Here is a 13,321-nt window from a genome sequence, read left to right as displayed (position 1 = left end):
TGCCGTCGCTGCCGCGCGGGCTAGGCTGGGTGTTCCAGCCAGCCAAACCGTGCGTGCACGGCTGCCAGCCAACCGGATGTCGTTGCAGGAGGTTGCCGATGGCGGCACAGCAGACCTATCGCCTGTTCGAGGTGGCGCTCAAAGCACGCCACGTTCTTTCCCCGTCGCTGGTGCGCATGGTGTTTTCCGGTGCGGAAGTCATGCACATGAAGACCGATGGCCCGGACCAGCGGATCAAGGTGTTCTTCCCGTTGCCCGGCCAGGCCGTGCCGCAGGTGCCCAGCGGGGAGGACTGGTACGCCCGCTACCGGGCACTGGCCGACGATCAGCGGCCGCCGATGCGCACCTACACCATCCGCCAGCTGCGCGCCGCGCAGGGCGAGGTGGATGTGGACTTCGTGCTGCACGGTGAAACCGGCCCGGCCTCGTACTGGGCAACGCGGGCGGTGCCGGGCGACCGCGTCTTGCTGCTGGCGCCGGATGCCCAGGTTGATGCCCACAGCCAGGGCTGCGAATGGCAGCCGCCTGCGGGCGTGGGCCAGATACTGCTGGTGGCCGACGAAACCGCGCTGCCTGCGGTGGCCGGCATCCTGGAGGAACTGGCGGCGCGGCCGCAGGCACCGCGCACGCTGGCCCTGCTTGAAGTGGCCCAGGCTGCCGATGCACTGGCGCTGCGCGCACCGGCCGATGCCGAAGTGGTCTGGCTGCCGCGCGAAGGGGCGGGGCATGGGCAGCGGTTGCTGCAGGCGGTGCAGGCACGGCTGGCGCCGGCTGCGCTGGGTGCGGCCGGCGGCGATGTGCTGGAGGACGTCGACGTGGACACGCAGATCCTGTGGGAACTGGCCGACGCCGCAGGGCCCCTGTACGCCTGGGTCGCGGGCGAGGCCGGCGCGGTGATGGCGATCCGTCGTTACCTGGTGCAGTCCTGTGGCCTGGACCGTCGCGCGATCACCTTCATGGGCTACTGGCGGCAGGGACGGGTGCTGGATTGAGGCACCTGCGGGGATCGTGCCTGAACACGCCCGTGAACGGGCAGGGCGGCGGCGTGGGTTATCCTTGCGCCCCCGCAATGCACGTCCCCCTGATGTCCACCTCGTCCAAATCCCGCCGCGACCAGCGTCGCCGCCAGGAACAGCAGGCCGCCAACAAGGCCCGCACCGCTGCCTCTCCCGTCGAGCCGCACGCCGAACTGCGCGACCCGCAGCGTACCCTGCTGGCCGGCGTTGTCCGCCGCGACGGCGAATGGGTGCTGGGCATGGATGGCCGCATCGCCGGGCAGACCGAAAGCGCCGCGCATGTGCTGGCGCTGATCATGCAGGCCGGTGAACTGCACGAGCGCCAGGGCAAGCCGGTGCGCCTGATGTATTCCGATGCCCTGCGTGATGCGGCCCACGCCGAAGCCCAGGCCCAGGGCCAGACGTTCGAGGAATTCAAGGCCACCCTGGCCGAGCGCCTCGAGGCCGGCAAGGCCAACTGAGCCCACGCCGATGGGGCGGTACGCCGGTAGCGCCGACGGGTAGTCGTGCACCCCCACCACGCGCCCCATCGAAAAGGGGCGGACCCTTGCAGATCCGCCCCCGTGCTTACTTCGCCTGTGCCGTGCTGGCCTGCCAGCCGCACATCTGGCCCTGGTTCTGTTCCTTCAGCCACGCATTGACCGGGGCGAAGTATTCGATCATCGGGCCGGCGTCGAGCTTGTCGCTGCCGGTCAGCTCCTTCAGCGTGGCCTGCCAGGGCTGGCTGGCACCCTTGCTCAGCATCGCCCAGTACTTCTGCCCGGCTTCCTTGTTGCCGTAGAAGGTGCACTCGTGCAGCGGGCCCTTGTAGCCGGCCGCATCGCACAGGCCCTTGTAGAACTGGAACTGCAGGATGCGCGCCAGGAAGTAGCGCGTATACGGCGTGTTGCCCGGCACGTGGTACTTGGCACCCGGGTCGAAGAATTCCTCGCCGCGCGCGCTGGCCGGGGCCACGCCCTGGTACTTGGCCTTCAGGTCCCACCAGGCCTGGTTGTAGTGGTCCGGGGTGATCGAACCGTCGAACACGCCCCAGCGCCAGCGGTCGATCATCAGGCCGAACGGCAGGAACGATACGCCGGACAGCGCCATGCGCATCTGGTTGTTGATCACCGCCTCGCGGCTTTCCTCCGGCGTGTCCACCAGGCCGATCGAACTGAGGTACTTGGGCGTCATCGCCAGCACGATGGTGTCGCCGATCGCTTCGTGGAAGCCATCGTTGGCACCGCCCTGGAACAGCGGCGGCAGCGGGTTGTAGGCCAGGTCGTAATAGATGTGGCCCAGCTCGTGGTAGATCGTGGTGAAGTTTTCCTCGGTCGGCTTGATGCACATCTTGGTGCGCACATCGCCTTCCATGTTCATGTCCCAGGCGCTGGCGTGGCAGACCACGTCGCGGTCATCGGGCTTGATGAACTGGGTCTTGTCCCAGTACGACTGCGGCAGCGAGGGCATGCCCAGCGATACGTAGAAGTCCTGGGCGCGCTCGGTCATCTGCCGCGCGGTGCGCAGTTCGGCCTCACGCTGTGCCTTGTACTGCGCGGTGATGTTGGCCGTCGGGCCGGCCTTGGCCAGCGCGGCGCTCAGGTTGGCCTGGTACTGCTTTTCCAGCGCGGCGGTGATGTCCAGGCTGCCGGCACCGGGGTAGGGTTCGAGCTGGTCCCACAGGTTGGACCAGTCCTGCTGCCACATGTTGCCCAGCAGGTGCGCGGCGATCAGGCCATTGCCCACTTCGGCCTTGTCCTTGCCATAGGTCTTGTCCAGCTTGCCGCGCGCATAGCAGTGCAGCTGCTCGTACATCGGCTTGACCTGGTCCCACAGGCGATCGGTTTCCGGCCCGATCTGATCCGGCGGCATGTCATAGCCACTGCGCCACATCTGGCCGGCATCGGCGAAGCCCAGACCCTTGGCGCCTTCGTTGACCAGGCTGACGAACTGCTGGTAGTCGCCGCGCATCGCCTTGGTGGTGCCATGCCAGCCCTGCCAGGCATCAAGCTGCTTGTCGTAGTCGCGGCTGCGGGCCAGCACCTGTTCCAGGTCGCCCAGCTGGCGGCACGAAGCCGGATCCTTGTCATCGGTGCAGTACTTGCCGGCACCGTAGCTGCCTTCCATGCGGGTGGCGATCTGGGTCAGCTGGGCCAGCTTGGCCGGATCACGCGGTGCCGGCATGGCCGACATCAGCTTGAGCAGGTGCAGGGCACGCTTGCTGTCCTCGCTCATCGGCTGACCGTCGAACTTCTTCGCCTGCTCGATCCACAGGTTCAGCGCGGTCAGCGACCGTTCGTTGGCCTTGGCCGCGATGCGTTCCGAATCGCTGTTGATGTAGGTGGAGGACAGCCATTGTGCCGAAGTCATCTCCGGGTACATCGCCTTGTATTCGGCATTGACGCGGGCGACGAACTGGTCGGCGGTCTCGCCGGCCGGTGCGCTGCCACTGGCAACCGGGGCGTCGGGCGAGGGTTCCTTCTTGCAGGCGGCCAGGGCCAGCGTGGCAGCGGCGATGGCCGATGCCAGCAGGAGATGACGGTGCTTCACGGGCGGTCCTTGGGTGGTGAACGACGGCCGAAGGCTAGTGGGCAGTCGTTGCCACCGCAAGTGGCAAAGGTCGGCAGGGCTGCGCTCTGCACCCGCAGAATCAACGCCAACGTCAACGTCAAAAGCTGGCTATCCGTGGGATGGCGGGGTGGGTCCGGTTGAGGGGGACGCCGTAAACCCCCCTCCGGGGTCCGGCCCAGCCGCTGGCGGCTGTGCGTTCGGGCGCTTGCGAAGCCGTGCTTCGCAAGCAAAGCGCCCTCACCCATGGGGGCTTGGTCGCGGCTTGCTCGTGTGCGCTGTCCTGCGCACACGGCAAGACCGGGGTTGGGCGTCCTGCCCAACCCGCCCGAGGCATGCCTCGGGCCCATGCCGCTCACACCCCCTCAACCGGACCCACCCCGCCTTCGACAGATTCCCGCAGCTCTTGGTAGGTGTCGACCTTGGTCGACACGGTAGATCCACGCCATGCGTGGATGAATCTCAATCGAAATCGAATATTTCGATGATTCACCGAAAAGCATCCACGCATGGCGTGGATCTACCCGATCGCGGGGATCCGCCAACCCGCTGATCACAGGCTGTTGCCGGGCAGCAGGTGCAGGGCCGCAGGCCCTGCCGAACCCCCCTCAACGCTCGCAGCGGGCGAACAGGTCACGCTGCCGGTCGTACAGCGCGGTGCGCACCTGCATCAGCCCCAGCACCGACGGGAACACGTTGTCATGGTCGGCATAGCCGCCGGCACGGCGCTTCACGCACTGCAGGTCCAGCCCACGGCTGCTGGCAAAGCCCTGCGAGAACCACATCACCATCGGTACGCGGGTCTGCTCGGCCGGTGCGATGGCATAGGGCACGCCATGCAGGAACAGGCCCTTTTCGCCCAGCGATTCGCCATGGTCGGAGAAGTACAGCATCGCGGTGTCGTAGTCCTCCATGCCACGCAGCGTGCCGATGGTGCGTGCCAGCAGGTGATCGGTGTAGAGCAGGGCATTGTCGTAGCTGTTGACGATCTCCTCGCGCGAGCAGCGGCCCAGGTCCGGGGTGTCACAGGTGGGCGTGAAGCGGCGGAACGCGGCCGGGTAGCGTTCGAAATAGGCCGGGCCATGGTTGCCCAGCTGGTGCAGCACCACCACGCGGTCGCCCGGCTTGGCGCGCACGCGGGTGGCCAGGTCCTGCAGCAGGATCTCGTCCATGCAGCGGCCATCGGCACACAGTCCGGGCGTGGTGGCATCGGCCAGCGATTCGAACGCCAGGCCCTCGCAGACACCCTTGCAGCCGGACTGGTTGTCGCGCCACAAGGGGCTGACGCCGGCGCGGCTGAGCACGTGCAGCAGCGATTGGTGCGCGCGGATCTTCTTCTCGTCGTAGTCGTGGCGGCCCCAAGGCGAGAACAGGCAGGGCACCGACACTTCGGTGCTGGTGCCGCACGAATGCATGTCCGGGAAATTGATGACGTTGGCCTGCGCCAGTTCCGGCGTGGTCGCGTGCGGTGAACCATTCAATCCCCAGTTCTGCGCACGCGCGGTTTCACCCAGCACGATCACCAGCAGGCGCGGCTTGCTGCCGGCCGCACGCGGGGTGGCCTTCGCATCGGTACCGATCGGCAGCTTCGGGGCGCGTTGCACCGGGTTTTCGCTGCGCAGGGCACGGGGCAGGCCCAGCAGCACATTGGCCGGCGTCGCCAGGTAGCGCACTTCGCGCTGGTTGCGCATCAGCGCCGATACATCCTGGAACGACACCAGCGCGCCGCCGACGGCGGTGGCCGCTGCCAGCAGCAGGAAGCCGGCCCGCCAGAGCAGCGCGCGGCCCCAGCTGCGGCGGCGCAGCTGCACGCGCCACAGCACGATGACCGGCAGCACGCCCAGCCACAGCAGCGGCCACAGCAGCGAGGGCGTCAGCAGTTCGCTGCTTTCCTTGCGGTCGGTGGCCAGCACGTTGCGCAGCATGTCCGCATCCAGATAGATGTGGTAGCGGTCCATGTAGTAGGCCGCCATCGCGGTGACCAGCAGCAGCACCGACAGCAGCACGCGCGCGTTCCAGCGCCACACGATGATGCCCAGCAGGAAGGCGTGGGTGCCCAGCAGCAGCAACAGCAGCGACAGGCCGTAGCGCAGGCTGCCGGGGTGGCTGGCCATCGCGCTGTGCCAGAACAGGCTGTTGCCCGCGACGGCGAAGAATAGGCTGGCCAGCGCGATCAGGGCTTCACTGGACAGTTCCGGACGCCAGCCCAGCCAGCGGGTGGCAGGCAGGCGAAGGGGGCGATGGACCGATGCATTCATGCGCGTGCCTCCTGGCGGGTGGGGCGGTCCAGCTGCCAGCGGACCAGAAGATACAGGCCCAGCGACAGCAGCCAACATAGCAGTGCAGTGGCAACGTCGTGGGAAAGGAAGTGGGCGCCGCGCAGCTGCTGGCTGATGCCGAACAGCAGGCCACCGGCCACGCCGATCGTCAGGCCGGCCCAGCGCCACTGCGGGCGCCACAGCAGGGCGAAGAAGTACAGCGACAGCCACGCATAGCCAGCGCTGGCGTGGCCGGCCGGGAAGCAGGCATTGGAGGGCATGCCGGCCGGGCGTGTGTCGAACAGGCCGACGAAGCGTTCATGCCCGCCATAGCGCAGCAGGTCCCACGGGCACTCCATCGGGAGGTGGGCCTTCAGCAGCGAGACCAGGCCGGTGCCCAGCGCGACTGCCACCACCACGTACAGCAGCGCCCAGCGCAGGGTGCGGTCACGGCCGCGGCGCCAGTGATGGAAGCACAGCAGGATCGCCAGCAGCGCCCCCAGGGTGCTCAGCCATTTGCCGGCACGATGCACCAGGGCGGTGGTGGCCCAGGCGTTCTGCAGGGCCCAGTGGCCACCTTCCAGGCGGTACAGCTGGTCGGCCAGCCACTGGTCGCCACCGCCGCCCATCAGCAGGGCGAACAGCGGCACGCCGATGGCAAGCGGCAGCCCCAGGTGGGCCAGCAGGAACTGCCAGGGCTGCGCGCGGTGGGCGGCAAGGCCAGCGGGGGCGAGTGGACGGACGGGCATGCGGGAGGCGCCGGTTCGGGAACGCGGCCATGCTCGTCACCGGCATGTCGGAGAAGGGTCGGACCGCCGTTGGACGGCGGTTAAGCGCCGCCCCCGGTTCACTTCCGCTCAGTCCTCCTCGGCGGTGGCCCCGGTCTTTTCGGCATGGCACTGCGCATTCCAGGCGGTACCGGGCACCAGCTGCCAGCGGTTGCGGTTGGCCGTGCCGATGTCGATCACCTGTGCCGGGTCCACGCACGGGCTCATGGCATCGTCCAGCACCAGCAGCCAGCGGGTCTGCGGGGCCTGTGCCAGCCAGGGGCCGGCATCGTGCCACTGCTCTGCCCAGGGGCGCTTGAAGCCGAATTCGCGGACGGGGCGATCGGCCTGCAGCAGGTTCTGCTCGCGCCAGGCCAGCAGGCCCAGTTCCGCCTGTGGGCCGATGCGCTGGCCGACCCGCTGCATCACCGCCGATGCCGAGGCATGCGGGTCCAGGGCGGGCAGCAGCACCAGCCCATGCAGCGACCACAGCAGGGCGTGGGTCACCAGCACCAGCACACCGGCGCGGCGCTGCCGCAACGCGGCCGCGATCACCAGCACCACCGCGCCGAAGCCTAACAGGCCACCGCCCATCACGCCCAGCAGTTCATCGGGCATCGCGCGCTTGGCCAGCTGCGCGTGCGCCCAGGGGCTGCCACCGAGCAGCACGCCGCCCAGGGCCACGGCCACCACGCCCAGCACGATGCAGTAGCCCAGCAGGTAGCGGCGCACCGCCACCCGCCGCAGCAGGCCCGGCAGCAGCGGGGCCACTGCCAGCGCCAGCGCAGGCAGCATCGGCAGGAGGTAGACCTCGCGCTTGCCCGGGCTGGCCGAGAAGAACACCAGCACCAGCACCGCCCAGCCCAGCAGCAGCCACTGGCGGCCATCGCCGCGGGCCAGGCGCCGCCACCACGGGCGGGCCAGCCAGGGCAGCAGCAGGCTGCCGGGCAGCCACAGCGTGGCCATCACCTGCAGGTAGTACCAGGCCGGCTGCACGTGGTGCCAGGCATTGGCGTAGCGGGTGCCGGTCTGCTTGAACAGCAGTTCGTGCGCATAGGAAAGCAGCTTGGGGCTGGGCGAATGCAGCAGGGCCCAGCCCAGCGGGCCCAGCCAGACCAGCGTGCCCACCACGAAGGCCGGCAGCAGCCACAGCAGGGTGGCGCCGTGCGGCCCGTGATGGGCCTGGCCGTGGCGGCGCTGCCAGAAGCGCCAGCCCAGCCAGGGCAGGACCATCAGCAGCGGCAGGAAGCCCACGCCCTTGGTCACCGTGCCGACGCCGGCGGCGAATCCGGCCAGCCACAATGCAGGCAGATTGCGACGCTCGCACAGGTGGCGCAGCAGGCCCCACAGTGACAGCGTGGTCATCGCCACCAGCACCATGTCGATCTGCGCGCGCTTGGCCATCAGCCCGAACTGCAGGGTGCCGAACAGGGCGGCCATGGCATACGGGGTCAGCCGGGGGGACCACAGCCGGCGTGCAAGGTCGCCCACCAGCCACAGCGTCAACAGTGCCGCCAGCAGCGAAGGCAGCAGGAACGACCACTGCCAGTTGCCCACCGCTTCATAGCTGGCGGCCTGCAGCCACATGAACACCGGTGGCTTTTCCGCGTACAGCTCGCCGCCACGGTGCGGCAGCAGCCACTGGCCGGTGTCCACCATGGTCCGCGCCGCCAGCACGAAGCGCGGTTCGTCCGGCGGCTGCGGCTGGCGCAGGCCGAGCCCGGCCACCAGGCCGATGACCATCAGCAACCACAACAGGGGCAGGCGCCAACGGCGGGGCAGGGCTGCGGGCATGGGCGGCTCCGGGAGCAAAACGCAAGTCTGCCTGAACCCGGGTTGGAAAAGCGTCGTAGGCCCTGCCGACAAGGCCGTTTCCCACCGCATTACGACATCCTGGCAGCTACCATGGGGGCGACTTTTCATGCAGGAAGCGGGCATGCGCCTGTTGGTGATCGAGGACAACCGGCAACTGGTGGCCAACCTGTTCGACTATTTCGAGTCGCGCGGGCACGTGCTCGATGTCGCTCCTGACGGCATCACCGGGCTGCACCTGGCCGGCAGCCACCCCTACGATGCGGTCATCCTGGACTGGATGCTGCCACGCATGGAGGGCCCGGAAGTGCTGCGCCGCCTGCGCAGCGAGCATGGCTCGGAAGTGCCGGTGATCATGCTGACCGCGCGTGACGAGCTGCCGGACAAGATTGCCGGCTTCCGCGCCGGTGCCGATGATTACCTGACCAAGCCGTTCGCCCTGCCGGAACTGGAAGTGCGGCTGGAGGCGCTGCTGGTCCGTGCGCAGGGCCGCAACCCGCGCAAGCGCCTGCAGGTGGGCGATCTGGTGCTGGACCTGGCGACGCTGGAGGCGCGCCGCGATGGCCAGGTGCTGCACCTGTACCCGGCCTGCCGCAAGCTGCTGGAACTGCTGATGCGGGCCAGCCCGGGCGCGGTGACCCGCCAGCAGCTGGAGTTCGCCCTGTGGGGCGATGAACCACCCGACGGTGACCTGCTGCGCTCGCATGTCTACGAACTGCGCCGCAGCGTCGATGGCCCGTTCGAGGAAAAGCTGATCCACACGCTGCCACGGGTCGGGTACCGACTGGCGCCGACGGGAACCGCAGGCGGTGCGGACGATGGCGATGGCCCGTAAGCCCGGGCCGCTGTCGCGGCGCGTGGCCTGGTGGCTGCTCGGCTACCTGGCGTTGATCTCGCTGGCGGTGTTCAGCGTGGGCAACTACGTGCACGAACACGCCGAGCACGCGGCCTGGCGGGCGCTGCTCAATTCCGAGCTGGACAGCATCGTCGAGCATGTGAAGCACGAACCCCACTATCGCTGGCAGGATTCGGACACGCTCAGCCTCTACCATTTCGATGACCCGGCCACCCCCGACAGCCTGCGTGCGCTGCACCCGGGGCTGCATGACGGGGTGATCGTCCACGACCGCGAAACCGCAGTGATGGTGCGCCAGACCGATGAACTGGGGCGTATCGCGCTGGTACTGGACATTTCCGATTTCCACGACCTGGAACAGTTCGCCACGCGCTGGGTGATGCTGGCCGGGGTGGTGATGCTGATCGTCACCGTGCTGATGGCCACCCTCGGCATGGAGCGGCTGGTACGGCCGCTGAGCCTGCTGGCCCGCCATATCGGCGCACTGCGTCCGGGCGTGCCCGGACAGCGCATCGACGTGGACGTGCGCGGCAGTTCCGAGCTGCATACGATTGCCGATGCGCTGAACGACTACCTGGAGCGCAACGAACAGTTCGTCGAGCGCGAACGGGTGTTCATCAGCACTGCCAGCCATGAACTGCGCACGCCCGTGGCGGTGATCACCGGTGCGGCCGAACTGGCCCTGGATCAGCCGGGGCTGCCCGAGCGTGCGCGCCAGCAGATGCAGCGGGTGCTGCGCACTGCGCAGGGGGTGGAACAGCTGATCGACCTGCTGCTGGTGCTGGCCCGTGAACCGGCTCGCCTGGCCAACCGCGCTGAGCGTATCGCGCTGGACCAGCTGCTGCCGCAGATCGTCGATGACCATCGTCACCTGCTGGGCGACAAGGATCTGGACGTGAACGTGCAGGCCGCCCCGGTGGACATCGTCGCGCCGCTGGCCGTGGTGCAGGCGGCCATCGGCAACCTGCTGCGCAATGCGATCGAGAACAGTGGCCGTGGCCATATCCAGCTCACCCTGGGGACCGATGGCGTGCTGGTGCTGCAGGACCCGGGGCACGGCATGAGTCCGGAGGAGATCGCCGCCATCCATGCGCGGATGGCACGTGGGCTGCGGACCGAGCGCGGCGGCATCGGGCTGGAGCTGATCGCCCGGCTGTGCGAGCACCTGGGATGGACGCTGGCCTTCCAGGCCTGCGAACCACGCGGCACCCGCGCCACGCTGGATTTCAGCGGCGCGCGCACGCCCTGAGGCGGCGGCCACCCGGCGGGCGGGCTGGCGCACTGCGGCATGCAGGGGCGTGAAGACAATGTTAATCTTCGGAAACGCCGCCTGCATGCGGCGTTTTTTTTGCCCTTTTTTCGATCGACAGAGGACGCCATGCCGACCGAACCGACCACCGCCCTGATCTCCAGCGACATCGTTGGCCTGGGCCTGATCGCCGCCACCCTGGCGCTGATCTTCTGGGCCGCGAGCGGCCCCACGCCCCTGCTGAAGAAGATCTTCGCCTGGGTGCCCGCCCTGCTGCTGTGCTACTTCATTCCGGCCATCTACAACACCGCCGGGCTGATCGATGGCCATGCCACGGCGCTGTACAACCCGGTGGCGCGTGACGTGCTGCTGCCGGCCGCGCTGGTGCTGCTGACCCTGTCGATCGACCTGAAGGGCATCGCCAAGCTGGGGCCCAAGCTGATCGTGGTGTTCTGCGCCGGTACCGCCGGCGTGATGCTGGGCGCCATCGTGTCGTTCCAGGTGATGAAGCTGATCCACCCGGAAACGGTGGCCGGTGATACCTGGGCCGGCATGGCCGCGCTGGCCGGCAGCTGGATCGGCGGCGGGGCCAACATGGTGGCCATGCGCGAGATCTTCGGCACCGACGCCACCACCTTCGGCCAGATCGCGGTGGTGGACGTGGCCTGCGCCAGCCTGTGGATGGCGATCCTGCTGTTCCTGGCCAACCGCGCGCAGCAGATCGATACCCGCAGCGGCGCCGATACCCGTGCCATCGACGAGATGAAGGCGCGCATCAGTGCCTACGAGGCGCAGAACGCGCGTATCCCCACGTTGACCGACCTGATGGTGATCGTCGGCGTGGCGCTGGGCGGGGTGGGGCTGGCCCATGCCATCGCCGCGCCGCTGGCCGGCTGGTTCAAGGCGAACGTGGGCTGGTCCAGCCAGTTCAGCCTGGACAGCCAGTTCGTCTGGGTGATTCTGCTGTCCACCGCGCTGGGCCTGGGCCTGAGCTTCACCCGTGCGCGCCGGCTGGAGTCGGCCGGGGCCTCGCGGCTGGGCACGGTGTTCCTGTATTTCCTGATCGCCTGCATCGGCATGCAGATGAACCTGCTGTCGCTGCTGGACCGGCCGTGGCTGTTCCTGCTCGGCGTGATCTGGATGGCCACCCACGTGCTGGTGCTGTGGATCGTTGCCCGCCTGCTGCGCGTGCCGCTGTTCTTCTTCGGCGTCGGGTCGATGGGCAACATCGGCGCGGCCGCGTCGGCACCGGTGGTCGCCGCGGCCTTCCATCCGTCGCTGGCGCCGGTGGGCGTGCTGCTGGGCACGGTGGGCTATGCCACCGGTACCGGGCTGGCCTACGTGACCGGCCTGATCCTGAAGTGGATGGCCAACGGCTGAGTCCGGGCCTCCGTGGGATCGCGTTCCCATGTAGAGCCGAGCCCATGCTCGGCTCTTTTTTTGCCGGCCGCAGGCGGAACTGTGCAGTACATACCGGAACGTACGGTGTCAGCGTCGTAGCGTAGGCAGCACCTGTCGCTCATCTGCAGTGACGTTGCGGGGGGCTGGAATGACACAACGACAGATGATTCGCGGGGCTGTGCTGCTGGCACTGTTGCTGGCCAGTGTGGGGGCAGCGGCACAAGGCGGTGCCACTGCGCGTGGCGCCCAGGTCCAGGCCGTGACCGAGGCGAGTGCGCGTGAGGTGGCTTCGCTGATCACGCAACCGGGCTTCGCCGAGATCGTGCGCGGTACGCTGGCGGCATCGCCCGAGCAAGCCGTCGCACTGGATGCGGTGATGGAGCGCTTCGACCCGGATGTCCGGACCCGGGCCAGTGCCTCCTTGGCCAACAACGATCAACGGCTGCGCCAGGCAAAGGGGTTGCCGGAGCAGGGTGAGGGCCTGCTGCAGCTGCGCGCCTATGTTCCTGAGGGCCAGTCGCTGTCGGACACCGCTCCGCAACAGCTTTGGGTGGTCAGCCTGCCGCGCGGCAATGACCGTGACTGGACCACCTTGACCGCCTACGACGCGCAGGGTCGCGCGCATGTGCTGGATGCGAAGCGTGCGCCGTCATTTCCAGTACTGATCGTCGATGTCGATACCCGTCGTTCGGTGCAGGAGGGCATGGCGCTGGTCAACGCCGGATTGCGCGCACGCGGCCTGCAGTCGCCCGAGCGCATCCAGCTGTCGACCGATGGCGCGCGCGCGTCGCTGGATATCACCCGTCTCGACCGCATCCGCCTGGCCGATGACCAGGAACCGTGGGCATTGGGTGCGGCCGAGGTGTTCGCGGTGGTGTCCGGGCTGCAGATCGGCAAGGCCGAGCCGGAGATGGCCACGGTGGACATGCCCTACCTGGACTACGACAAGACCGACTACACCCCGCAGCAGGCGCTGATCCTGTGGGGCAACTACCGCTTCAACGCAGCCAATGTTCAGCTGTTCGAGGATGACGGCGACACCAACTACCAGGACCTGCTGGTGGCGCTGAGCAACGGTGTGAAGGCGGCACTGGGCGCGTTCGCACCGGAGTATGCGGTGATCGCTGACATCGCCGGTGCGATTCTGAAAGCGATGCCGACGTCGTGGTTCTCCAACGACATTGACTACGTAGACAGCTTCTACCTGGTTCAACGAGGCCAAACGTACACCGATCGGATGGGCGCTGCGAACAACGCCAGGGTCACGCTGACGCCGATCACGCTGGTGGAGTAGTCCGGCCGGGCAGCGCCCGGCACCCGCCGAAGCCAGAGCACGAGCAACAGCAACAGCAACAGCGTGCAATCCGTGGAATGGCGGGGTGGGTCCGGTTGCGGGGGACGGCGCACGTACGTCC

At 68.2% G+C, this 13,321-nt stretch carries 10 protein-coding genes; 6 read left to right on the top strand and 4 right to left on the bottom strand.

Annotated elements, in window-relative coordinates:
• The first annotated feature begins 98 nt into the window (after window positions 1–98).
• Both Q9R17_RS03100 and Q9R17_RS03095 read left to right on the top strand, forming a co-directional pair.
• A complete protein-coding gene (locus tag Q9R17_RS03100) occupies window positions 99–992 on the top strand; it encodes a siderophore-interacting protein (protein ID WP_308156993.1) in 894 nt (297 codons plus the stop codon).
• Window positions 993–1,084: 92 nt separating this feature from the next.
• Window positions 1,085–1,477, top strand: a complete 393-nt coding sequence (locus tag Q9R17_RS03095) for a hypothetical protein (protein ID WP_308156992.1) — start codon at window positions 1,085–1,087, stop codon at window positions 1,475–1,477.
• Window positions 1,478–1,583: 106 nt separating this feature from the next.
• Here Q9R17_RS03095 and Q9R17_RS03090 read toward each other — a convergent pair whose 3' ends face one another.
• The 4 genes from Q9R17_RS03090 to Q9R17_RS03075 form a co-directional block, all read right to left on the bottom strand.
• Window positions 1,584–3,545 carry a M2 family metallopeptidase gene (locus Q9R17_RS03090; RefSeq protein WP_308156991.1) on the bottom strand — a complete coding sequence of 654 codons (1,962 nt, stop codon included), beginning with the start codon at window positions 3,543–3,545 and terminating at the stop codon, window positions 1,584–1,586.
• Window positions 3,546–4,171: 626 nt separating this feature from the next.
• Complete coding sequence (locus Q9R17_RS03085) at window positions 4,172–5,821, bottom strand: phosphoethanolamine--lipid A transferase (protein ID WP_308156990.1); 1,650 nt, start codon at window positions 5,819–5,821, stop codon at window positions 4,172–4,174.
• Window positions 5,818–6,570: a phosphatase PAP2 family protein gene (locus Q9R17_RS03080; RefSeq protein ID WP_308156989.1), complete on the bottom strand. Its 753-nt coding sequence runs from the start codon at window positions 6,568–6,570 to the stop codon at window positions 5,818–5,820. Before Q9R17_RS03080 ends, Q9R17_RS03085 begins: the two co-directional genes overlap by 4 nt.
• Before the next feature lie 108 nt (window positions 6,571–6,678).
• On the bottom strand, window positions 6,679–8,382 hold the full coding sequence (locus Q9R17_RS03075; RefSeq protein WP_308156988.1) for a glycosyltransferase family 39 protein: 1,704 nt from the start codon (window positions 8,380–8,382) through the stop codon (window positions 6,679–6,681).
• A gap of 142 nt (window positions 8,383–8,524) precedes the next feature.
• Between Q9R17_RS03075 and Q9R17_RS03070 the strand changes: the two genes are divergently transcribed.
• The 4 genes from Q9R17_RS03070 to Q9R17_RS03055 all read left to right on the top strand — a co-directional run bounded on the left by Q9R17_RS03070 (window position 8,525) and on the right by Q9R17_RS03055 (window position 13,200).
• Window positions 8,525–9,235 carry a response regulator transcription factor gene (locus tag Q9R17_RS03070; protein WP_308156987.1) on the top strand — a complete coding sequence of 237 codons (711 nt, stop codon included), beginning with the start codon at window positions 8,525–8,527 and terminating at the stop codon, window positions 9,233–9,235.
• Window positions 9,225–10,505, top strand: a complete 1,281-nt coding sequence (locus Q9R17_RS03065; RefSeq protein WP_308156986.1) for a HAMP domain-containing sensor histidine kinase — start codon at window positions 9,225–9,227, stop codon at window positions 10,503–10,505. The genes Q9R17_RS03070 and Q9R17_RS03065 overlap by 11 nt, the downstream gene beginning before the upstream one ends.
• A gap of 129 nt (window positions 10,506–10,634) precedes the next feature.
• Entirely contained in the window at window positions 10,635–11,885 is a 1,251-nt protein-coding gene (locus tag Q9R17_RS03060; RefSeq protein WP_308156985.1) for a DUF819 family protein, read from the top strand.
• A 199-nt stretch (window positions 11,886–12,084) separates the two neighbouring features.
• The gene (locus Q9R17_RS03055; protein ID WP_308156984.1) at window positions 12,085–13,200 is read left to right on the top strand and encodes a DUF3103 family protein; all 1,116 of its coding nucleotides are present in this window, start codon (window positions 12,085–12,087) and stop codon (window positions 13,198–13,200) included.
• Window positions 13,201–13,321 lie beyond the last annotated feature (121 nt).

The organism is Stenotrophomonas sp. 24(2023), from assembly GCF_030913365.1.
Lineage (GTDB): Bacteria > Pseudomonadota > Gammaproteobacteria > Xanthomonadales > Xanthomonadaceae > Stenotrophomonas.
Note: the sequence above shows the minus strand (reverse complement) of the source record. Positions and strands in the feature narration are given on the sequence as shown.

Coding starts and splice junctions, on each gene's coding strand:
- Q9R17_RS03100 (WP_308156993.1), top strand. CDS start 99: ATGGCGGCACAGCAGACCTATCGCCTGTTCGAGGTGGCGCTCAAAGCA.
- Q9R17_RS03095 (WP_308156992.1), top strand. CDS start 1,085: ATGTCCACCTCGTCCAAATCCCGCCGCGACCAGCGTCGCCGCCAGGAA.
- Q9R17_RS03085 (WP_308156990.1), bottom strand. CDS start 5,821: ATGAATGCATCGGTCCATCGCCCCCTTCGCCTGCCTGCCACCCGCTGG.
- Q9R17_RS03080 (WP_308156989.1), bottom strand. CDS start 6,570: ATGCCCGTCCGTCCACTCGCCCCCGCTGGCCTTGCCGCCCACCGCGCG.
- Q9R17_RS03075 (WP_308156988.1), bottom strand. CDS start 8,382: ATGCCCGCAGCCCTGCCCCGCCGTTGGCGCCTGCCCCTGTTGTGGTTG.
- Q9R17_RS03070 (WP_308156987.1), top strand. CDS start 8,525: ATGCGCCTGTTGGTGATCGAGGACAACCGGCAACTGGTGGCCAACCTG.
- Q9R17_RS03065 (WP_308156986.1), top strand. CDS start 9,225: ATGGCCCGTAAGCCCGGGCCGCTGTCGCGGCGCGTGGCCTGGTGGCTG.
- Q9R17_RS03060 (WP_308156985.1), top strand. CDS start 10,635: ATGCCGACCGAACCGACCACCGCCCTGATCTCCAGCGACATCGTTGGC.